Below are 21,360 nucleotides of genomic sequence, written 5' to 3' on the forward strand. Positions count from 1 at the left end.
TAAACAATTTTACTTTACGCAAAAAGCATTATCAGGAAATACCTATCTTTGCGTAAAGATATTATTTACGATTAAATGAAGGAATCCAACGTGCATACTGAACTACATGTAACCGGAATGCACTGCGCAAATTGTGCTATTTCAATCCACAAATACCTGGAAAAAAACGGAGCTAAAGACATCTATATTGATTTTGTCGCTGATGAAGTCAAATTTTCCGATATCCCCCAAGAGCAAATACCAATGCTGATCGAAGGGATTGAGTCTTTAGGATACAAAGTAGTCGATGGTCAGGATGATAAGCCTAGCTTTTGGCAATCCATTGAATTTAAGTTTTTCTGTTGTTTGATTTTTACCGTACCTCTATGGAGCCATATGTTTACCGCTTATCCTTTGCTCCATGATCCTTATATCCAGCTCTGCCTTTGTATACCTGTATATCTTATTGGCTTTTCCTATTTTGGGATCAGTGCGTTACGATCCATTTGGAATAAAATGCCAAATATGGATGTGCTCATATTAGTCGGATCTACAGCAGCTTTTATCTATAGTCTGATTGGTACAGGCTATAATCTTGGGCACGATTATCAATTTTACGAAACCTGTGCTACGATCATTACATTGGTCTTTTTAGGAAACGTATTGGAAAAACGGGCTGTAAAGAAAACGACATCTGCAATCAAAGATCTGATCAATTACCAAAACGTGGATGCAATTAAGATCGATGGGGATCAGGAAATAACCATATTGGCCAAAGAAATTAAATCTGGTGATATTTTAAAAGTGAACACAGGAAATCAGATTCCTGTCGACGGCGATATTTTGGAAGGGCGAGGCTGGGTAGACGAGTCGATGTTAACAGGAGAAAGTATGCCCGTTGAAAAATTGAAGTATGATGCTGTAATTGGCGGTACATTACTGACCGAGGGGAATATTAGAATTGTCGCAACCAAAGTGGGATCTAAAAGTGTGCTCTATCAAATCATCCAGTTGATCAAAGATGCGCAAGGTAAAAAACCTCCTATTCAAAAATTCGGCGATAAGGTAGCCGCTTATTTTGTACCGATCGTTGTCAGTATCTCATTCTTCACTTTTTTCATCACATATTTTATCGCACAGTTGCCACTACAACAATCTTTGATGAATGCAATAGCCACCCTGGTTGTATCGTGCCCCTGTGCAATGGGATTAGCAACTCCTACCGCTGTTATGGTCGGCTTGGGTAGAGCTGCAAAAAAAGGTATGCTAATCAGAGGCGGAAGCACTATTGAGGAAATGTCCGAACTCAAACAAATGGTATTTGACAAAACTGGAACCCTAACAACTGGCGATTTTAATATCAAAGCAATTCAAACATTCGGTATTGAACAATCTCAAGTCGAATCGATCATAGCACAGTTGGAAAGTTATTCTAGCCATCCTATAGCGAAGTCGATCCGAAAACAGCTGAAGGAAATCAAACCCTTCCGTATTATCTTCAAGGAAGTTAATGAGATACGAGGAAAGGGGATATTTGCCACAGATACGAATGGGAATAGTTATTCCATTTGCAATGCCAAACTTGGATCAAAGGATTATTCAAACCGTTATGACCTTACATTAACAATTAACGAAATGGTTATAGCGGGTATTGTACTTGAAGATCAACTAAAACCTTACGCAAAAGAACTCATCCAATATCTCAAAGATAAGGGTATACGCCCTATCCTGTTGAGCGGCGATCGTCAAAGTAAATGTGAGCGCACAGCGCAGAAGCTTGGTATTGCCGACGTATATTGGGATAAATCACCGGAGGAAAAGTTAGAAATCTTGTATAAGCTTAAAAAGAAAGGCCCAACGGCCATGGTTGGTGACGGTATCAATGATGCGCCAGCACTCACTGCAGCGGATGTGGGCATTTCTCTTGGTGATTCGACTCATGTTGCGATTCAGTCTGCCAAAGTTATCCTACTGAATAGTGATCTCCGGTCCATTGAAAAGCTACTCAAGATCGGTCACCACACCTTACTGGCAATCAAACAAAATCTTTTTTGGGCCTTTGCATACAATATTGTCGCCATCCCGCTCGCTGCCCTTGGTTTCCTCGGCCCTATGGTGGCGGCCTTAAGCATGGCGTTTTCGAACTTAATTGTGATCGGCAATTCAGTCCGTCTCCGCTTTAAGAAATTGAAATAAAATTGATAGCTCATAAGTACCATGACAATCCATCGTTGATTGTCTTTTTTATATATAATAGCGCCTCAAACTTTCGCTTTTGAGGTTAAATTTTTGTAACTTCGCATGCGTAACAAGCCAGTTTATTGGGCTTGCTTACTAGTTTTATTGAAACCAAATTCATATGGCTGAAGAAACAGAAAACGACAACAATCTTGTTCCGGCAAACGACCGGATTATCCCAATTAACATCGAGGATCAGATGAAGTCTGCTTACATTGACTATTCCATGTCTGTCATTGTATCAAGAGCGCTCCCTGATGCACGTGATGGCATGAAGCCAGTACACAGACGTGTTCTTTATGGAATGCTGGACTTAGGGGTTACCAGTGGCAAGCCTTACAAAAAGTCTGCCCGTATCGTTGGTGACGTATTAGGTAAGTATCACCCTCATGGTGATTCATCCGTTTATGACACCATGGTTCGTATGGCTCAAGATTGGAGTTTACGCTATCCGTTGGTAGACGGCCAAGGTAACTACGGTTCTATTGACGGTGATCCACCTGCGGCTATGCGTTATACCGAAGCAAGATTAAAGAAAATTGCTGAAGAAATGCTATCCGATATCAACAAAGATACTGTTGATTTTCAAAATAACTTTGATGACTCTTTACAAGAGCCAACTGTTCTCCCTACTCGTATTCCCAATTTGCTCGTCAATGGGGCATCTGGTATTGCAGTCGGTATGGCTACGAATATGGCGCCACATAACCTTACTGAAGTTATCGATGGTACTGTAGCGTTCATTGAGAATCGTGATATCGAGATAGCCGAATTGATGCAACATATCAAAGGTCCTGATTTCCCTACAGGTGCACTTATCTATGGTTATGCGGGTGTTCAAGATGCCTGTAATACAGGACGGGGCCGGATTGTCATGCGGGCAAAAGCAGAGATAGAAACAACTAAATCTGGACGTGAACAGATTATCGTAACCGAAATTCCCTATCAGGTGAACAAGGCCAATATGATCGAGCGTACGGCCGAATTGGTTAACGAAAAGAAATTAGAAGGTATATCAGCCATCCGTGATGAATCTGATCGGACAGGTATGCGCATTGTGTACGATATCAAACGTGATGCGAACGCGAACGTTGTTTTAAACAACCTGTTTAAATACACTGCACTACAGACCTCTTTCTCAGTTAATAACATCGCTTTAGTTAAAGGAAGGCCTGTACTCATGAATCTGAAAGATATGATTCATGAATTTGTGGAACATAGACATGATGTCATCGTCAGACGTACACGCTATGAATTGGCTGAAGCAGAAAAACGTGCGCACATCCTAGAGGGATATTTGATTGCGCTGGATCATCTGGACGAGGTAATCAAATTAATTCGTAACTCCGAAACACCTGAAGATGCTCGTGTTGGATTAATGGAAAAATTTGGTCTTTCTGATCTTCAGGCCCGTGCAATTCTTGATATGACTTTACGTCGTCTTACTGGACTGGAACGGGATAAGATCAAAGAAGAATATGCTGAATTGATGAAAACGATCGACTATTTAAAGTCAGTTTTAGAAGATGAAGATCTTCGAATGAAGATTATCAGAGATGAGTTGATTGAGATCAAAGAAAAATATGGAGACGAACGTCGATCACAGATTGTACACTCTGCTGAAGATATGCGTATGGAAGATTTTATTGATGACGAAGAAATCGTGATTACAATCTCCCACAATAGTTATGTCAAACGCACTCCACTATCTGAATACAAGCGTCAGGGCCGCGGCGGTCGCGGATCGATCGGTACAAATACACGTGAAGAGGATTTTACCGAGCACATCATTACAGCATCTGCACATAATTATATGCTCCTATTTACCGAGGCTGGTCGTTGTTTCTGGCTGAGAGCTTTTGAAATTCCGGAAGGGAGCCGCACCTCGAGAGGTCGAGCACTGCAAAATATTATCAACGTTCCAAAAGAGGAGAAAATAAAGGCGTTTATATTAGTGAAGAATTTGAAAGACCAAGAATATCTGGAAAACAACTTCATCATTATGTGTACCAAGAAAGGTACCATCAAAAAGACATCTTTAGAAGCGTATTCTCGTCCACGGGCTAACGGTATCAACGCCATTAATATCAATGAAGGAGACCAGTTGATCGAAGCTTGCTTAACTACTGGAAGCAGTGAAATCGTTATGGCACTTCGTTCTGGTAGAGCCATTCGTTTTAACGAGTCTACTGTCCGACCAATGGGAAGAACTGCGACTGGGGTACGTGGTATCACATTATCAACTGAAAGTGATGAAGTGATTGGCATGATTAGTGTGAATGATTCCGAGACAACGGTACTGGTCGTTTCAGAAAAAGGATATGGAAAACGTACAGACATCGAAGATTATCGGGTGACCAATCGTGGCGGTAAAGGCGTAAAAACGATCAACGTTACTGATAAAACGGGCGAACTCGTTGCCATAAAAGGCGTAACAGACGCGGAAGATTTAATGATTATCAATAAATCTGGCATCGTTATCCGTATTGCAGTTGAGGGATTAAGGGTAATGGGTAGAGCTACACAGGGTGTAAGGCTTATTAATTTAAAAGATAACGATGAGATCGCCTCTATTACAAAAGTCGATCGTGAAGAAGAACTAGAAGAGTCTGGATTGACCGAAGAGTTAACCGAAAACGACGATTCTACTTCGGAAGAGAATAAGGAATCAAACTCCGAAGAAAGCACGGAATCAAACGAAGAATAATTGACTGATGAAAAACTTACTGATATCATTTTTAATATCTGCAAGTAGTTTAACTGTTGTTGCCCAATCCAATTTGAAAGAGGGCAGCAACAGTTTTGCTTTATATACCAAAACCGGCGAGTTCAAAAATCTTGAAAACGCACGGAAATTTGCAGACGCGGCTTTTCAATCAAAGAAAGATTCTGCTTCTGTCAACAATAATCTTTTAAGAGCATTGGTGTATAGTTCCTTGGCGGTTGCAGACTCAACAAGGAAACAACAATATAAGACGGATCCTATTGATATATCCATCAAATCGCTTAAGCTTCTGGATCAAAAAAAAGCACGCCGAAATTTTCCTGCTGAAATGGATTATGTTCGTCAAAATTTAGCCGGGGCCATCTCCTATCAGGCAGGCATTGCTTTAAAGGATGGTAAATTTGATAAAGCTTATAAGGCATATCTTCGAATAGATTCTCTTGGATTCAAAAATAATGATCTTAAATATAATCTCGCCGTACTTTCGGGTAAGAATAAAGATTATATGAACTCAATCAAATATTATAATGAGCTTATTAAGAGTGATCAACCTAAGCCCAATTACTATCTTGAATTGGCACATATTTATTCTCTAGGAGGTACTAAACAGGATGTTTTAAACGTTCTTGAAAAAGGACATGTTGCATTTCCTGAAAATAAGCAGATACTTTTTAGGTTGATTGATGTCTACTCGGCTAATCATTCTTATGATGCAATACTGAATGTTATCGCTGACGCTATCCGTTTGGAGCCAGAAAATGTGGAATTGAACTATATCGCTGGCTATTCCTACGAAAATGCCAATGACATCAAAAAGGCCAAGGAATATTATAACAACGTATTGCGATTGGATCCGAATAATTACGAGTCTAATCTTGCCTTAGGGCTTATCAATCTGGAAACTTTATTAAAGGAACCTACGAATCAGGATATACAAGAATTAACTATTGAATACCTGTTGAAAGCGAATGAAATCAAACCTTATGATGTCAATGCGCTCAAAGCCTTGGCGAAATATTATACGCTTATTGACGATGCATCGCAATTAGACAGGGTGAATTTATTATTGAATCAATTAACAGTTAAATAGATATGAATTTAAAATCTCTATTATTATTAGCCGCAATGGGTACTGTATGTACCTCAGTTTCTTTTGCGCAAACCGGTAATATAAAAAAGGCGAAAACTGGCCTAGCAAAATTTCAAGAATTGAAAGATGCTGGTACGGTGCAGTTGGGTTTGCCCAACCTGAAATCTGCAAAGGAAGCTATTGATGCTGCTGTAGTCAACGAAAAAACGAAAGATAACGCCGAGGCGTGGACAGTGTATGCGTTAGTAAATGCTAATCTTTCGACAATTGATAAATCTGCTGAATTGGCTAAATTGGCTGAAGACGGAATTACTAAAGCAAAACAATTGGATACAGATGGTACTAATAAAGCCAATATTACGGTTGCAGAACAAATTTTAGGACAATATAACTTCAATTTAGGTGCTGAAGAATATCAAGCTCAAAAATATGCTGATTCGTATAGCTCTTTTACAAAAGCATTGACTTATCTTCCTGGCGATACGTTAGTAACCTACTACAGTGGAGTTGCGGCATTATCGAACAAAGATTATAAAAATGCAATTGAACGCTACAAAGAATTGATTCCAAGAAAAGATTTCTCTTCGCATAAGACAATTATGGTAGACTTACCTAAATTATATCTAACTATGCAAGATACTACATCTGCGTTGGAATATGCAAAAAAAGCAGCTGAAGCTTATCCTGATGACAACGCAGCCATGACCCAGAATATTGAGCTGAATTTAATTACAGGTCATGAAAAGGAAACAATTGATGCTATTACAGCGCAATTAGCGAAAGATCCTAACAATAAAAGCTTAAATTATTACCTAGGCATCGCGCAATCGTCTGCAAAAAATGATGAGGCTGCAGTTGCAGCGTACAAGAAGGCATTAGAAATCGATCCAAACTTTTTTGAGGCAAATACAAATTTAGCGATCACGTTGATGAATAAAACACGTGAGAAATTAAATGTTGTTAATAATAATAGAAAGTTAACACAAGCACAGTATGATGCTGAATTAAATAAGATTAAAGCCGAATTAAAGCCAGTGCTTCCTTATTTAGAAAAAGCAGTTTCTTTACAGCCTAAAAATGTAGATGCATTAACGAATTTGAAGAATTATTATATCTTTATGCAGGATGAAGCTAAAACTGCCGAAATCAATGCTAAGATCAAAGAAGTAGAATAAAAAGCAAACATTCATAAAAAAACCGCATCCTAGGATGCGGTTTTTTTATGAATATTATTTGTGCTAACCTATAATGGCAATTAACTCAATTTGAAATAATAAAGTACATTGCCCTCCCCTTCCAGATACCAACTCCTCCTTTCCATAAGCCAAATTTGGCGGAAGGCATACCTCCCAAATAGATCCTACTGGCATCATTGAAATTGCTTCTTGCCACCCCCCTATCAGCTCATTGATATAGAACGTTTCGGGACACTTGCGTTTATAGGAACTATCAAATACAGTACCGTCTAGAAGTTCACCCTTGTAATGACAAATAACCTTTGCAGACTTTTTAGGTATTTGCCCGCCGCCTGTTGTCAACACCCTATAGTGCAGACCAGAGGGGCATACAATGACACCTTCCTGCTGTGCATGCTTTTCCAAAAATATCTTTCCCTCCTCAATATTTCTCTCTGCCAGTCCCGTGGAATTTAACTTGTTTTTCTTTTTCTGAACCAAAACTTGATTGATTAAAATTCAATATTACCACCTATTCTTTATACGCCCAAAATAACATCTTTTTGTTCTCTTTACGAAGAAAGAATACGTTTTTGTTCATGATAGAAAATCGGTTATAAAAGCTCAGCATTTAACGTTTTTTCAAAAGTAAATGCCCTACTTACAGGGCAGTTTTCTTTAGCCTTCTGCGCTATTGTTTGAAAAGTAGATTCGTCTATTGAAGGAACTTTCGCTTTCAACTCCAGTTCAGACCGTACAATGGAGCCATTTTCCATAACAATAGTCGATACAGTGGTCAACTCATCAGGAGCAAAACCTTCCTCAGAAAGATAGGCGCTCAATTGCATAGTAAAGCATCCTGCATGCGCTGCAGCCAATAACTCTTCAGGATTTGTTCCGACACCATTTTCAAACCGTGTTGAATAGGAATACTGTGTTTGATCTAAAACTGTACTATCGGTAGTCAGACTACCTTTTCCTTCTTTAAGATTGCCATTCCATTGGGCTGTTGCTTTTCTTCTCATGTTTTCTACAATAAAATATTTAAACTAATGCTATAACATAAATTTACCTTGTCGGCTATTCTAGCCTTTCAGGTACCTTTATAGAACAAATGGCTGTTGAAAAAGTTGTGTTCCATTTCACAAATTCATGTCGCATTCCCACCAATTGATACGTTAACTATCGTATTAAAACTAAACTCATGAACAAACTATACTTTATTTTTATCGTTGTACATATGCTCTTCTCCTGCAAAACCCGTCAACTTGATCAACAGGTTTTAATACGAGACTGTCCCGAAGAAAAAATAATCAACAAAATACCTGGCCCTCCAGTAAAAGGCGAGGCCGAAAAAATGTACTACATCTATCAGGGTAAACGAGTTTCCCCGAAGCAATTTGATCAGCAATGGCTCGAAAAGAATTGTGATGTTAAGGAGACAGTTGTTTATTGATTTAATTTCAAATAATAAGCTTAAAGACGTATTTTTGCCTAAAATTTTTAAGATGACAGTTTCTCTTCGGGAGGTCAATCAAAAGATTTTAGGCTATGTTTCTTTAACCTTCCTCGGTTATTTCACCATCGGCCTATCACTTGCTACCCTACCCATTTTTATTCACCAGACTTTGGGATTTAACACAATTGTCGCCGGACTGGTCATTAGCATTCAATACATTGCTACTTTTTTACTTCGGGGTTATGCCGGAAAAATAGTTGATACGAAGGGACCGAAAGTTTCTGTTTTGCGGAGTATGCTATTTTTTGGCATGTCTGGTATACTGCTTCTGCTTGTTTTCCTATTTAAATCACAGCCCTTTATCAGTTTAGGTCTGTTGCTAATCACCAGATTACTGACTGGAATTGCTGAGGGTATGGTTGGTGCCAGCCCCATAAATTGGGCACTTATGGAACTCGGTGATGAGTATGCGGCTAAAGCGATCTCGTTCAATGGCATAGCAAGTTATGGCGCATTGGCCATTGGTGCTCCCTTAGGTGTCCTGATGGTAGATCATATCAGTTACGAAGCTTTAGGCGTGCTAACAATTGTTGTGGGTCTATTTGGCTATGTATACTGTCGCTCAAAAACACCTTACCGGGTTGTTCGAAAAAGGACGGAAACGGTTAGCTTCAAACGGATATTACTTTTAGTAGCTCCGTTTGGAATCTGTCTTGCTCTGGGTGGACTTGGCTTCGGAAGTATCTCGACTTTCATGACACTCTATTATGAGCATTTCGACTGGCAAAATGGAGCTTCCTGTTTAACGGTATTTGGAGTCTTCTTTATCTTGACCAGACTTGTATTCAATAAAGTTATTGATCAATATGGTGGTTTAAAAGTCGCGTTGCTGAGTCTTTTTGTTGAATCATTAGGATTATTACTAATTGCTACAGTGATAAACCCCATTTGGACTTTATTAGGGGCAGCATTGACCGGTCTTGGTTTTTCACTAGTCTTTCCTGCGCTTGGTGTTGAAGCGATTAAAAGAGTCGACCAAAGCCAACAGGGGTCGGCATTAGCAGCCTATGGCCTATTTATTGATATTTCTTTGGGAATTACAGGACCTCTGATCGGTCTTGTGGCAAACAATATAGGCATGGACGCTATCTATCCTTTTAGTTCGATCATGGTTGCTATAGGTTTTGCGGTGGTTGGAAACCTCATTTATACGAAAAGAAAAGCACTTGCTTAGCGGTAGCACGAGCGCATAAAAGTAGTTTATGAAATCTGTATTTCATAAAAAAGCGGCTGAATTTTCACTTATCAGCCGCTTTTTTTATGCGAATTCGCAGATTTTAGCTTTCGATGCTGGGCACTCCAACAACTTCATTTGTATCTGCGTTGTAATCGATACCGTCGAAATTGAAACCGAACAAATTGAAAAACTCATTGCGATAGCCTTCAATATCCGAAATCTCTGCTAAATTTTCAGTGGTTGCTTTTTCCCATAATGCTGCAACTTCTGCCTGAACATCCGGACGCATCTCCAAATCGTCAACACGAATACGGCCATTTTCATCGAGGGAAACTTTTCCGTCAGCTGTATATAGGCGCTCAGCGAATAAACGTTGCATTTGCTCAATTGTGCCCTCGTGGATACCTTTTTCTTTCATCACTTTATACAAAAGAGAAATATACAAAGGAACAACGGGAATAGCCGAGCTTGATTGCGTAACCAAGGCCTTGTTAACCGATACATAAGAAACCCCATGAATATCACTCAAAATAGCGTTGATTGCAGGTACTGTTCCTTCTAAATCATCTTTAGCACGGCCAATAGTGCCATTACGATAAATCGGATAAGTAAGTTCAGGTCCTATATAAGAGTAGGCGACAGTTTTCGCACCCTCAGCCAATACGCCAGCAGCTTTAAGATCTTCAATCCAAAACTTCCAGTCTTCTCCACCCATTACTGCTACTGTATTGGCAATATCTTCTTCATTTTCGACAGGTTGAATAGTAATATCTGAAATTACGCCTGTATGAAAATCTACAGTCTTATTGGTAAAAGGCTCTTGTATTGGTTTCAAAACAGAAGCATGCGCGACACCAGTTTTCGGGTGAGTACGGCGTGGTGAAGCCAAACTGTAAACCACTAAATCAACCTGTCCTAAATCTTGTTTAATAAGTTCAATAGTTTGCTTTTTCACTTCATCAGAAAAAGCATCACCATTAATGCTTTTGGCATACAATCCAGCCTCATGCGCCTCTTTCTCAAAAGCTGCAGAATTGTACCATCCGGCAGTACCTGGTTTGCCTTCGGCTGCAGGCTTTTCGAAAAATACGCCGATCGTAGCAGCTCCAGAACCAAATGCTGCCGAAATCCGAGATGCAATACCAAATCCGGTTGAAGCGCCGATTACCAATACTTTTTTTGGACCATTCGCGATTTCACCTTTGGATTTTACGTATTCAATTTGATTTTTAATGTTTTGCGCAGCCCCTTGTGGATGCGAGGTTAAACAAATAAAACCTCTAGTTCTTGGTTGTATAATCATCTTGATTAATTTTCTTACTACTTGCTTTATTGAATAGGCAAAATAAGGAATTTTAAATGAGAAAATCGTGATAAAAATCAATTACTTTTTGTTTCATTTTCAATTAAAGAGGCATTTGCTTACTTTCACAAATTGAAGTATAGATCCTTTTCACTTTAATTATGCTTTTCCAATTTACGCTAAAAAAGAATAAAAATAACGCCATCCTGCTAGGAACTTTAGCAGCGCTTTTCTTTGCCACTACTTTTGTTCTCAATCGCATTATGGCAGTGTCTGGCGGAGGCTGGCAATGGACGGCCTCCTTACGATTTATTTGGATGTTACCCATATTGTTCATTATCGTCGCTATAAGGGGAAATCTCAGCAGCTTACTGAAAGAAATAAAATCAAATTTAGTACAATGGTGGCTTTGGAGTACGATTGGTTTCGGTTTGTTTTATGCAACCCTAACCTTTGGTGCCAATTATGGCCCCTCCTGGCTTGTAGCGAGTACCTTCGAGTTTACTATCATTGCAGGTATGTTCATTGGTCCGTTAATCGAGAAGAAGGGATACCGAAACGGGATATCAAAAGCTTCCCTCCTGTTTTCTATTATTATTTTTATCGGCATCCTCCTAATGCAAATTGCAGAAGCTCAATCCACTTCGCTAAATACCATGCTATTAGGAACAATTCCAGTATTAGTTGGTGCAGTCGCCTACCCTTTAGGCAACCGTAAGATGATGAAAATATCAGGGAATAGACTTGATGCTTTTCAGCGTACGTTAGGCATGACAATCTGTAGCATGCCTTTTTGGATTGTACTTAGTCTATTTGGCTATTTGGAAAATGGATTACCAACAGATAGTCAGCTTTTGCAAACCTTCCTTGTGGCGCTATGTTCGGGTGTGATAGCGACACTTTTATTTTTTACAGCGACCGATCTTGTCCATCACGACCATAAGGTACTTGCTGCCGTAGAAGCCACACAGGCGATGGAAGTTATTTTTACTTTGATTGGCGAAGTCCTTCTTTTACATGCAGCGCTTCCAAATGGCTTTTCATCGATTGGGATCGTCCTGGTGGTTATGGGGATGATCCTACATAGCCGATCGGCCTGACCTTAGTTTTTATCGTTCGTCAGCCTGTAATGTCTTACTTATTTTACTCAGATTCAAACTATTGGCCATCGCAGAAAAAATAGCGTGATATGTGCCTTTATGCGCATAAAGATCCTCATGTTTGCCCTTTTCGGCGACGCGACCTTTTTCCATTACAACAATTGCATTGGAATCAATGATCTGAGAGATACTATGAGAGACAATGATTACTGTACGATCCTTCTTTATGGCGTCTAGGCTATTCTTGATCTGCTCGGTAGCAATAGCATCCAAATTAGCCGTTGGTTCGTCCAAAAAGATAATCGGAGGATTTTTTAGGAACAGCCGTGCGATGGCTATACGTTGCTGTTGACCACCGGATAAAGATTGCGCATCTGAATCATAACCTTTTGGAAGCTCCATGATCTGTTGATGAATATAGGCTTTCTTAGCGGCTTCCATTATCTCATCTTTGGAGCTCCCAATTTTTCCATATTCAATATTCTCCAAAATCGTTCCTTTAAAAATGTGATTTTTTTGCAATACCATTCCGATTTGTTGACGTAGATAGGTGGTATCATATTTCGCCAAATCCACGCCATCTAAGAAAATCTGTCCTTCAGCAGGTTCGTAAAATTTATCCAATAAATTGATAATCGTACTCTTCCCGGCTCCACTTAAACCGACCAAAGCTGTTATTTCATTCGGTTTGATATCGAAACTGACATCTTTCAAAGCAACGGTACCGTTTGGATACTCAAAAAACACATTCCTAAGTTCCAAATGCCCTTTGATCTGCGCAGGGATATAATCACCTTTAGATTCAATCTGCTCATCGGACTCTAGGATCTCAAAAAAAGACTCCGAATAGATCAATGCATCATTGACCTCGTCGTAAATACGATGAAGTTGTCGTATTGGCGCAGAAACATTGTTAAACAACATAATATGAAACATGATTGCCCCAATGGTAATCTGCCCCGAAAGTACTAAATACGATGTTAAAACAATAATAATAACGACTGCAATCTGTTCGACAAAATTCTTAATGCTATCGTATAGAAAACTGGTTTTCCGAGTTGCCATTTGATTTTCAGTCATCTCGTATTGGATCGTCTCATGCCGCTTGGCCTCTTCTGGTTCGCGAACGAATGATTTGATCACTAGTATGGAATCGATCAAACTAATAATCCGATTATTTTTGGATTCCCGATACTTCCGCATTTGCCGTCTAAATCCGGTCAGCTTTGAGGCCTGGGTTTGCCCAATGTACAGGTATAAGGGAATAACAGCAACCCCAATCAAACCTACATATACGTTCGCGTAAAACATACAGATAAGCGCAATAATTGCATTTGCAAATAACGGTAAGATATCAATAAAAAAATTCTGTACCAACCGCGTCAATGAACTGATCCCCGCGTCTATCCGAGTGGCCAATTTCCCGCTTTCGTTATCTGAAGATGTGTAAAATGCTAATTTATACGTCAAGATCCGATCGACAATAGATTGAGAAAAATCCCTTGCAATATAAATACGAAGTTTCTCACCATAAAATTTCTGACCAAACTGTACGATCGCGTAGATGATCTCTTTAGCCAGCAGAATGATACTGATCATTCCAACGATATACATGCCCTTAGAAAGAGGCTCTTTGGCGACCATCAAATCGTTAATGCGATCGACGGTATAGCGCAAGATAAAAGCATTGATTTGCGCTGCAAAAGATCCCACGATAGTCAAGAGTAACGTGTAAAAAATCAATCGCCGGTAAGGTTTGGCAAATGGTACAATTTTTTTAAGCAATTGGGATATAGTCATCGAACTTTGATTTATTACGAAGAAAACAAAAGATCTTTGGGCATTGTTTAAATCTAATCATAAAAACCATTTTAGGGCTTCAAAAGGTAACATATACCAAGAAAAAAAAGCTGTGTTAAAAGCCTATCTCATCAATTTGATGAAAATAACTTTTTAAGTTTTAGCTGACATAAAAAAAGACCAAATTCTAGCTGATTTTGGTCTTTCTTTGGGAATTAATCCGTTAAAGCTGTGGCACTAAGTCAATTCTGATTTCTACTCGCAATTTTGTGTACAATACAGTCTTTTTTCTATAATATTGATAAGTTATATCTTAGCCAAAGATCCGATTCAAGACTTTAGCCAAGCGTAAGCCACCTTTCAACATACATTGTTCCATCACATCTTTATTTTGATAAACATACGAATAGGATAAATTGGCATTATTTGCTACGTCAGCATAAATTTTTTCCGCTAATTGGTTGGATTCATAGAGCCAATTTGAAAGTTCTCCAGCCGCCAATTGTTTGTTTCGCTCTTTACTATTTACATCGATCACTGTTGCGTACTCTGTATAGCTATATTTTTCGTTATCCACTAAATCACTATCCCACACACGGTGGATATTCGATTTTTTACCGAACCAGCTTACTTCAATCTTATTCCCCCCCTGATCTTCAGCACGGCTTACATGCATGGGTTGATGCGCATCCCCTAAGATATGGATCAAAAAATAAAGATTTTGCTTCTGTTGATCCATAGCGATAGTCTTATCAGCAAAAGATTGTTCGATACGGATAGCGGTCTTATACAAATTTTCATCGGCAGAATTTTCAAGCCCCAACTGAAACTCTGCCCAAGGTAAATTGGAATTTAAGTTGATAAAATGTGAATTGCCTAATTTTTTAAATTCGGGATTAGGATCCGACTTAATGAAGTCACCCCAATTGGCCCAATAGGCGAGCTTTTGCTGACCAATAATTTTTTCGATATTCTTTTTCGCTTTTTTAGTCAAATGACGTTCTGCAATTTCAGCAACCACACGGTGTCCGATCGTTCCCCATGCAAATACCGATGAAAGCTGAAAACATAACGTCATCGCGAGTAAACCCTTAATAATATTTCTCATTGAATAGTTGTTTTAAATGATGCTGTTTTTCCGTCTCAAATCAACTTCCAGCGTAATTTAGCCGGTTTTAAACATGTTGATTTGATTTTGTATCAAACCCATCTTTGTATAGTTAAATTAAAATTATTTAAATAAATCAAACGAATATTTTGCGGACGACCAAAATTCATCCAGCGCAATCATTCGGGGCTTAAAAAATGAAATAAGTTCGGCCCAATCCGCCTCTCTAAAAATACTATGCCCTTGCATAATGGTATAAATCTGACAAATTGGCTTTCCATATTCATCTCTTCCATCCATCTCCCAAATCCACTCTTCGCCAAGCAGATCATGCAGTAAAGCTCTAAACTGAAGAAACTGCTCAGCCATCAACGCCCTGATACCTGCATCCGGCTGCGACCATTGTATCGCGATTTTCGCTTCACTTTTATCAGCATCCATTTTAAAATACAAATGCTTTACACCTGTTTTGTAATTAATCCAATTTGCTTTTTCTCCATCCGCAGATAAATGTAATGCCATAAACTGACCAAACTTCGTCCAGAACGAATGTTTTAATTGTTTTATCTCTTCCCTTGAATACACCAATACAATTTTTAAGTCAACAAAATTAATAAAATAGCCTGGCTTCTCTAAACCTTATTGGTATTAAAATTGTTGTTTTATTAACAAATAATTTCGAAAAAAAATGAATATGGATAAGAAAAAATCACTCCTGCTTTTGGCCACGGTAGCACTAGGAACAGTAGCATACAATGCTCTTAAACCTGTCATTTCGCGGCCGGATGTTGTCGATCCATTCGATTTGGATAAATATCTCGGAAAGTGGTATGAAATAGCAAGGCTTGACTTTCGCTGGGAAACTGGCTTAAGTAAGGTCTCCGCCGAATATAGTATGAATAAAAATGGTACGATCCGCGTAAATAATCAGGGGTATAGCGAAGAGAAAGGACGATGGAGACAATCTATTGGAAAAGCCAAATTTGTTAACAGTCCGAATGAAGGAGCACTTAAGGTGTCGTTCTTTGGCCCATTTTATAGTGGCTATAACGTTGTCAAAATAACATCGGATTACAAATATGCGCTTATCTTTGGAGAAAATCTCGACTATATGTGGATTTTAGGCAGGGATTTAGATATTCCAGCTAAAATTAGAAATCAGTTTCTAACCTATGCTCTTCAATGTGGCTATAAGACAGGTGATCTTGTATGGACAAAACATTAATTGAAAATCGGAGTGAGCAACTGGTAGTTTAATGTTGCGTCTTGTGCAATCACGTCCGCAATTTCTTGAAGGTCTTTATCGCTTATGACATTTCTGATACCTGCGTTATAAAGAGTAGCCAAAAACAACGCTGCCTCATGCTTTTCACTTATTGTCAGAATAGAACTCCCGACGTAGAAATTTAATGCCGATACCGCATATTCACCAAACAGATTGAATCCAAAATCTCCGCCTGTCTGTATGCAATAACGCATCATTTTTTCAAAATCAGAACGCAATGTTTCTTTGGTATCCGTGCTCATACTTTCACTTTTAGAAATTTTTGCTTACCCACTCTAAGCCTTTATGTGACTTTGGCAAAGGTGCAAAAAATATCCCAAACAATACAGCTGCTAGACAGAAGATTGTTTGGGATAAGATATAAACGGCGTTTATTTTCTCTTAATTACAAGGCTTCGGCATGTTGAGTCACATCCAAACCAAGTTCTTCGTCCGTTTCTTCCACACGAAGTGGAGCAATAAGGTCAGTAATTTTTAATAAAACCAATGAGCCGACGAAAGCAAAAAATGACACGGCAAATAGAGCGACCATATGAACAAAGAATAATTTTGTTTCGCCAAAAAACAGCCCGTTGTCTACCACCACGGGGTTGATGTTATGATGTGCAAATACACCTGTAAGCACCATACCCACCATACCGCCTACTCCGTGACAAGGGAATACATCCAATGTATCATCAATACTTGTTTTACTTCTTAGGTAAACAACAAGGTTGCTGACCAATGCGCCCACCAGACCAATAATCATTGCGTGTGGGATGCTAACAAAGCCAGCGGCGGGAGTAATCGCTACCAGCCCAACCACAGCACCGATACATGCTCCCATTGCAGAAGGTTTCTTTCCACGGATAATATCAACAAATATCCATGCCATAGCAGCCATAGCTGAGGCAGTAGTCGTTGTTGCAAAAGCATAAGCCGCTAAGGAATTTGCACCTCCTGCAGAACCTGCGTTGAATCCAAACCAACCAAACCACAATAGAGCAGTACCCAAAATCACATAGCTGATACGTGCAGGATTATGGACTTGTATTTTGCGGCCTTTTAAGTAGATCGCGGCCGCTAATGCTGCCCAGCCCGCCGACATATGCACAACAGTACCACCAGCGAAATCAAGAACACCAAACTTGGCTAAAATTCCCTCAGGATGCCAAGTTGCATGAGCCAATGGCATATAGATAAAAATGCTAAATAGAATGATAAATAGCATAAATGAATTGAAGCGAATACGTTCTGCAAAAGCACCTGTAATCAGCGCTGGCGTGATAATCGCAAATTTTAGCTGAAACATAGCGAATAAAACCAAAGGTATGGTTGGCAGTGCTCCCCATGCAACATTTCCCAATGTACCTTTCATCATAAAAAATGTACGTGGATCGCCCACGATTCCGCCGATATCGTCTCCGAAAGCTAAACTAAAACCAACGATTACCCAAAGAATTGTCATCAAGCACATGCAGATGAAACTTTGCATCATGGTTGATATCACATTTTTTTTGCTAACCATACCACCATAAAAAAATGCAAGTCCCGGCGTCATAATCAATACCAATGCAGAAGAAGTTAACAACCAGGCGGTGTCTCCTGTATCAAACTCTGCCTTATTCAGATCAGACAAGTCAATTGAAGGAAATACAAGTCCTAATACTCCTAAAAGAACTAGAACAATAAGTGGAATAATTTTTTTCATTTGTTTAAACTGATTAGTGTTTATTAATACTTTAATAAAATTGTTGAAAAAATACAAAAACAAAACAAAAACCTATTATCATTTATATTTTTATCAAATATAAAGTCTTTTTATTAAAAAAATACCATCATTATTTATTTTTTTTGATTTTTTTTACATAATTTCACAATAACAAAAACAAAAACCATTATTAATCTATAAAATTCGACTTAAAACCATGGTAAAAAGAGCAATTAGAAAATAAAAACAGCAAAAAATCCAAACAAATCAAACTTAAACCTCCAAAAACATGAAAAAACTTCTTACAACAGTAATTTTATCTGTATTTCTTATAAACACAGCCTTATCACAAGAAGAAAACAAAGAAAAGGGAATCGAAATATCCGGTTCTGTCGACACCTATTGGAAATATGACTTCCAAAACAAACCAAATATTAACACCTATTTCACAGAAGACAACAATTCCGTTTCCATCGGAATGGTAGATTTAGCTGTTAAAAAGAAATTTAAAAAGGCTTCATTTGTAGGCGAGTTATCTTTTGGACCTCGCGGTCAATATCGCTCTATCATGAATGGAGACGGTCAAGCTGGTGATGATAAAAATAGCTTTCACATACAAAATCTCTATGTAGGCTACGACCTCACTGAAAAACTAAATCTTACTGCAGGTTTTATGGGAACATTTGTAGGCTTTGAAGTGATATCTCCCACCTACAATTTTCATTATTCAACATCTTATCTTTTTGGTGCAGGACCTTTTCAAGATGCGGGACTGAAAGCAACGTACAGTTTCTCAGATAAGGTGGCGTTAATGTTCGGAATATTTAATGACTGGAACGTGTACCAAGATATGAACGGTGTGTCGCACCTAGGCTCCCAGCTAGCTTATACACCCAATGATAAAAGTAGCTTTTATCTTAATTTTCTCACAGGATCCTCAGCAGGTGGAAAAACAAATTATAGTTCAGGAACATTGATTGACCTCGTAGCTAACTATGATTTCTCACCCAAATTTTTCCTTGGTTTAAATGCAACCAATTATAAAAAGAGAGATGGTGGAGGATATACGGGCGTCGCTCTCTATCCAAGAGTTCACTTTTCGGAAAATTTTGGATTAGGATTGCGTGAAGAGTTTTTCCAAACACATAAGGAAGAGGAAAATGGGATCCCAAGTACCAATATTCTCGCTACAACATTAACAGCAGAATACAGTTATCACGGCTTCAAATTTATACCGGAGATTAGAATTGATAAAGGAAATACAGAAAGATTCATCAAAAATGATTTAAGTCCAACGAAATCTGCCGGACAATTTTTGTTAGCCTGTGTCTACAGTTTCTAGAAAGAATATTCAGCAAAAATAAAGGAGCGGAATTCAGGTAGAACTCCGCTCTTTTATTTTAGCCAGGCAGCTATACAGAAATATCAATATTTAAAGATTAAATCATTTGTTTAAATTTACAATTTTCCAGAGAGCCAACGGGGAATAACAAACTCTGCCGCCAGGTGCGCTAGCTTAAAACTTGGCCAATTGTCCGGCTTGATCCAAACTACCTCTACGAGCTCCTCATAAGCTTTAAAAGACTGAGCCACCCTCAATCTAATTAAATAAATATTACCCGCTACCAGCGTATTTGCCTCATTGACGGCATGTGCTGTATGGCTACCTAAAAATTCTAAATCCTTTTTCGGTACATCAAACCTTAGCTCTTCGCGAAGCTCACGTATCAACGTCTCCTCCTGACTCTCTCCCGGTGCTGCTTTGCCTCCTGGTAACTGGAAATAAGCGGAGTCTTTTTTCCGAACCATCAACAAATTGCCATCAGGACTGAGGATCGCCGCCGAACAAATAACAATTGTATCCATATCGTGTAATTCAAATGGCAAAGCTAGCGTTTTTATTGCTGATGCAAAACATTTACCGCTTTGACCTGACTTTCATTAAGTCAGCAACTGAATAGATTCAGGTCAGTTAAGCACCCAAAAAAGACAATAGTCATTCGTTCCCATCACGTGATTTAAAACACCTGTGATTGGCAGTATTCCCTTAAAGTGTTCTTAATCACGCACAATAAAATTGCAAATCATCAACAATTTAGGTAAGTTTAAACCATAAAGCAATAATTTATAAATCCATATATGAGTCCAAGATTAGCATGTCTAGTACTAAGTCTAATTTTCCTGTTGACTGGATGCCAACAGGGTAAAAAAGATAGCGCAAAGCCGAAGCCACCCAATAGTCAACAAAAAAAAGAGGTGCCTGAAAAGTTAAATGAAAAACCAAAGCTAATCACAGTCGAAGATATAATTATCAAAAAAGAGCTACAGTATAAAAAATATACCCTGCAAGATACCTATCCTTATAAGGATACTACACGAACTTTCCAATGGCACAAAATTAAAGAACGCTTAGCATTTGTTACCAATTTTCAACAAACTCCTTCCCTATACGCTGTACTTCAAAACTATCAGAATGAGAAAGGTGAAGCGCCAACAATTCAGGGCTACAAACGGGACTCTTATAAACGGGTTTCTGACAGCTTTAATGTGGAGCGTTATCAGGCCGCACCACTCTACGATCTAAACAGCAATCAAGCGTTGCGTTATGGCCGCGATGGGTGGCTGGTCCGTGTGCAGGGACCCGACAGCCTAGACAGGGTTTCGGTCGAAGGTATTTCGTTTGAAGGGAAATACAACGTGCCAAAGCGCTATCTTCAAATTATTCGCGATACGATTGAATTTAAATTTGTTACAATTGTAGATATTAAAAACCAAAATATCTGTACATTGGAAAAAGCTGGAAATGAATGGCTCGTCAGAAGCATGAATCCAGCAACCAGCGGGCGACATAAGCCTCCGCATGCCCAGGAAACGCCCACTGGTCTTTTTGTGGTGCAAGAACATAAATCGAAGATGTTTTATTACAAAGATGGAACCAAAATTTATGGTGGATTTGCGCCTTATGCCACCCGGTTTACTGCAGGTGCATATATACACGGTATTCCTGTTAACAACCCAAATGGCAATATCATCGAATATAGCGAAACGCTTGGAACTATTCCCAAATCACACATGTGCGTCAGAAATGCGTCATCTCATGCTCAATTTGTCTATAAACGGTCAAAAGACTTTTCGTCACTCGTTATAGTTATTGATTAACAATATTTAACA

At 38.9% G+C, this 21,360-nt stretch carries 19 protein-coding genes; 10 read left to right on the forward strand and 9 right to left on the reverse strand.

Features of this window, described 5'->3' with window-relative positions; genetic code table 11:
- Positions 1 to 75: 75 nt before the first annotated feature.
- From B2107_RS20670 to B2107_RS20685, 4 genes are all read left to right on the forward strand, one after another.
- On the forward strand, positions 76 to 2,175 hold the full coding sequence (locus tag B2107_RS20670) for a heavy metal translocating P-type ATPase (RefSeq protein WP_293957649.1): 2,100 nt from the start codon (positions 76 to 78) through the stop codon (positions 2,173 to 2,175).
- 163 nt (positions 2,176 to 2,338) lie between these two features.
- Positions 2,339 to 4,924 carry a DNA gyrase subunit A gene (gene gyrA / locus B2107_RS20675; RefSeq protein ID WP_293957650.1) on the forward strand — a complete coding sequence of 862 codons (2,586 nt, stop codon included), beginning with the start codon at positions 2,339 to 2,341 and terminating at the stop codon, positions 4,922 to 4,924.
- A 7-nt stretch (positions 4,925 to 4,931) separates the two neighbouring features.
- Positions 4,932 to 6,032, forward strand: coding sequence for a tetratricopeptide repeat protein (locus B2107_RS20680; protein WP_293957651.1), 1,101 nt, complete (start codon positions 4,932 to 4,934; stop codon positions 6,030 to 6,032).
- Positions 6,033 to 6,034: 2 nt separating this feature from the next.
- Positions 6,035 to 7,207, forward strand: a complete 1,173-nt coding sequence (locus tag B2107_RS20685) for a tetratricopeptide repeat protein (RefSeq protein ID WP_293957652.1) — start codon at positions 6,035 to 6,037, stop codon at positions 7,205 to 7,207.
- Positions 7,208 to 7,270: 63 nt separating this feature from the next.
- On the opposite strand, the gene B2107_RS20690 is transcribed toward B2107_RS20685, so the two are convergent.
- On the reverse strand, positions 7,271 to 7,708 hold the full coding sequence (locus tag B2107_RS20690; RefSeq protein ID WP_293957653.1) for an FKBP-type peptidyl-prolyl cis-trans isomerase: 438 nt from the start codon (positions 7,706 to 7,708) through the stop codon (positions 7,271 to 7,273).
- Positions 7,709 to 7,821: 113 nt separating this feature from the next.
- On the reverse strand, positions 7,822 to 8,232 hold the full coding sequence (locus tag B2107_RS20695; protein ID WP_293957654.1) for an OsmC family protein: 411 nt from the start codon (positions 8,230 to 8,232) through the stop codon (positions 7,822 to 7,824).
- Between the two features lie 179 nt (positions 8,233 to 8,411).
- Between B2107_RS20695 and B2107_RS20700 the strand changes: the two genes are divergently transcribed.
- Complete coding sequence (locus B2107_RS20700; protein WP_293957655.1) at positions 8,412 to 8,663, forward strand: hypothetical protein; 252 nt, start codon at positions 8,412 to 8,414, stop codon at positions 8,661 to 8,663.
- A 52-nt stretch (positions 8,664 to 8,715) separates the two neighbouring features.
- Positions 8,716 to 9,900 (forward strand): MFS transporter, encoded by a 1,185-nt coding sequence (locus B2107_RS20705; protein WP_293957656.1) that lies wholly within the window; start codon positions 8,716 to 8,718, stop codon positions 9,898 to 9,900.
- A 103-nt stretch (positions 9,901 to 10,003) separates the two neighbouring features.
- On the opposite strand, the gene fabV is transcribed toward B2107_RS20705, so the two are convergent.
- On the reverse strand, positions 10,004 to 11,206 hold the full coding sequence (gene fabV / locus B2107_RS20710) for an enoyl-ACP reductase FabV (RefSeq protein ID WP_293957657.1): 1,203 nt from the start codon (positions 11,204 to 11,206) through the stop codon (positions 10,004 to 10,006).
- 161 nt (positions 11,207 to 11,367) lie between these two features.
- On the opposite strand from fabV, the gene B2107_RS20715 reads away from it, so the two are divergent.
- Positions 11,368 to 12,306: a multidrug resistance efflux transporter family protein gene (locus B2107_RS20715; RefSeq protein ID WP_293957658.1), complete on the forward strand. Its 939-nt coding sequence runs from the start codon at positions 11,368 to 11,370 to the stop codon at positions 12,304 to 12,306.
- A 9-nt stretch (positions 12,307 to 12,315) separates the two neighbouring features.
- On the opposite strand, the gene B2107_RS20720 is transcribed toward B2107_RS20715, so the two are convergent.
- The 3 genes from B2107_RS20720 to B2107_RS20730 all read right to left on the reverse strand — a co-directional run bounded on the left by B2107_RS20720 (position 12,316) and on the right by B2107_RS20730 (position 15,736).
- On the reverse strand, positions 12,316 to 14,106 hold the full coding sequence (locus tag B2107_RS20720; RefSeq protein ID WP_293957659.1) for an ABC transporter ATP-binding protein: 1,791 nt from the start codon (positions 14,104 to 14,106) through the stop codon (positions 12,316 to 12,318).
- Between the two features lie 313 nt (positions 14,107 to 14,419).
- Positions 14,420 to 15,214 carry a S1/P1 nuclease gene (locus tag B2107_RS20725; RefSeq protein WP_293957660.1) on the reverse strand — a complete coding sequence of 265 codons (795 nt, stop codon included), beginning with the start codon at positions 15,212 to 15,214 and terminating at the stop codon, positions 14,420 to 14,422.
- A gap of 123 nt (positions 15,215 to 15,337) precedes the next feature.
- Complete coding sequence (locus B2107_RS20730; protein ID WP_409529659.1) at positions 15,338 to 15,736, reverse strand: DUF4268 domain-containing protein; 399 nt, start codon at positions 15,734 to 15,736, stop codon at positions 15,338 to 15,340.
- 172 nt (positions 15,737 to 15,908) lie between these two features.
- Here B2107_RS20730 and B2107_RS20735 point away from each other — a divergent pair, with 172 nt between their 5' ends.
- Positions 15,909 to 16,439 (forward strand): lipocalin family protein, encoded by a 531-nt coding sequence (locus tag B2107_RS20735; protein ID WP_293957662.1) that lies wholly within the window; start codon positions 15,909 to 15,911, stop codon positions 16,437 to 16,439.
- Here B2107_RS20735 and B2107_RS20740 read toward each other — a convergent pair.
- Positions 16,436 to 16,741 (reverse strand): hypothetical protein, encoded by a 306-nt coding sequence (locus B2107_RS20740; protein ID WP_293957663.1) that lies wholly within the window; start codon positions 16,739 to 16,741, stop codon positions 16,436 to 16,438. The genes B2107_RS20735 and B2107_RS20740 overlap by 4 nt on opposite strands.
- A 143-nt stretch (positions 16,742 to 16,884) precedes the next feature.
- Positions 16,885 to 18,189 carry an ammonium transporter gene (locus B2107_RS20745; RefSeq protein ID WP_293957664.1) on the reverse strand — a complete coding sequence of 435 codons (1,305 nt, stop codon included), beginning with the start codon at positions 18,187 to 18,189 and terminating at the stop codon, positions 16,885 to 16,887.
- Positions 18,190 to 18,478: 289 nt separating this feature from the next.
- Here B2107_RS20745 and B2107_RS20750 point away from each other — a divergent pair, with 289 nt between their 5' ends.
- On the forward strand, positions 18,479 to 19,531 hold the full coding sequence (locus tag B2107_RS20750) for a porin (RefSeq protein WP_293957665.1): 1,053 nt from the start codon (positions 18,479 to 18,481) through the stop codon (positions 19,529 to 19,531).
- A gap of 116 nt (positions 19,532 to 19,647) precedes the next feature.
- Here the strand turns inward: B2107_RS20750 and B2107_RS20755 are convergent, their stop codons facing one another.
- On the reverse strand, positions 19,648 to 20,055 hold the full coding sequence (locus B2107_RS20755; protein ID WP_293957666.1) for an NUDIX hydrolase: 408 nt from the start codon (positions 20,053 to 20,055) through the stop codon (positions 19,648 to 19,650).
- 273 nt (positions 20,056 to 20,328) lie between these two features.
- Here B2107_RS20755 and B2107_RS20760 point away from each other — a divergent pair, with 273 nt between their 5' ends.
- Positions 20,329 to 21,348: a L,D-transpeptidase gene (locus B2107_RS20760; RefSeq protein ID WP_293957667.1), complete on the forward strand. Its 1,020-nt coding sequence runs from the start codon at positions 20,329 to 20,331 to the stop codon at positions 21,346 to 21,348.
- Positions 21,349 to 21,360: the final 12 nt, after the last annotated feature.

It is taken from the genome of Sphingobacterium sp. UBA7855 (assembly GCA_002500745.1).
Lineage (GTDB): Bacteria > Bacteroidota > Bacteroidia > Sphingobacteriales > Sphingobacteriaceae > Sphingobacterium.

Coding starts and splice junctions, on each gene's coding strand:
- B2107_RS20670 (WP_293957649.1), top strand. CDS start 76: ATGAAGGAATCCAACGTGCATACTGAACTACATGTAACCGGAATGCAC.
- gyrA (WP_293957650.1), top strand. CDS start 2,339: ATGGCTGAAGAAACAGAAAACGACAACAATCTTGTTCCGGCAAACGAC.
- B2107_RS20680 (WP_293957651.1), top strand. CDS start 4,932: ATGAAAAACTTACTGATATCATTTTTAATATCTGCAAGTAGTTTAACT.
- B2107_RS20685 (WP_293957652.1), top strand. CDS start 6,035: ATGAATTTAAAATCTCTATTATTATTAGCCGCAATGGGTACTGTATGT.
- B2107_RS20695 (WP_293957654.1), bottom strand. CDS start 8,232: ATGAGAAGAAAAGCAACAGCCCAATGGAATGGCAATCTTAAAGAAGGA.
- B2107_RS20700 (WP_293957655.1), top strand. CDS start 8,412: ATGAACAAACTATACTTTATTTTTATCGTTGTACATATGCTCTTCTCC.
- B2107_RS20705 (WP_293957656.1), top strand. CDS start 8,716: ATGACAGTTTCTCTTCGGGAGGTCAATCAAAAGATTTTAGGCTATGTT.
- fabV (WP_293957657.1), bottom strand. CDS start 11,206: ATGATTATACAACCAAGAACTAGAGGTTTTATTTGTTTAACCTCGCAT.
- B2107_RS20715 (WP_293957658.1), top strand. CDS start 11,368: ATGCTTTTCCAATTTACGCTAAAAAAGAATAAAAATAACGCCATCCTG.
- B2107_RS20720 (WP_293957659.1), bottom strand. CDS start 14,106: ATGACTATATCCCAATTGCTTAAAAAAATTGTACCATTTGCCAAACCT.
- B2107_RS20725 (WP_293957660.1), bottom strand. CDS start 15,214: ATGAGAAATATTATTAAGGGTTTACTCGCGATGACGTTATGTTTTCAG.
- B2107_RS20730 (WP_409529659.1), bottom strand. CDS start 15,736: ATGGCATTACATTTATCTGCGGATGGAGAAAAAGCAAATTGGATTAAT.
- B2107_RS20735 (WP_293957662.1), top strand. CDS start 15,909: ATGGATAAGAAAAAATCACTCCTGCTTTTGGCCACGGTAGCACTAGGA.
- B2107_RS20740 (WP_293957663.1), bottom strand. CDS start 16,741: ATGAGCACGGATACCAAAGAAACATTGCGTTCTGATTTTGAAAAAATG.
- B2107_RS20745 (WP_293957664.1), bottom strand. CDS start 18,189: ATGAAAAAAATTATTCCACTTATTGTTCTAGTTCTTTTAGGAGTATTA.
- B2107_RS20750 (WP_293957665.1), top strand. CDS start 18,479: ATGAAAAAACTTCTTACAACAGTAATTTTATCTGTATTTCTTATAAAC.
- B2107_RS20755 (WP_293957666.1), bottom strand. CDS start 20,055: ATGGATACAATTGTTATTTGTTCGGCGGCGATCCTCAGTCCTGATGGC.
- B2107_RS20760 (WP_293957667.1), top strand. CDS start 20,329: ATGAGTCCAAGATTAGCATGTCTAGTACTAAGTCTAATTTTCCTGTTG.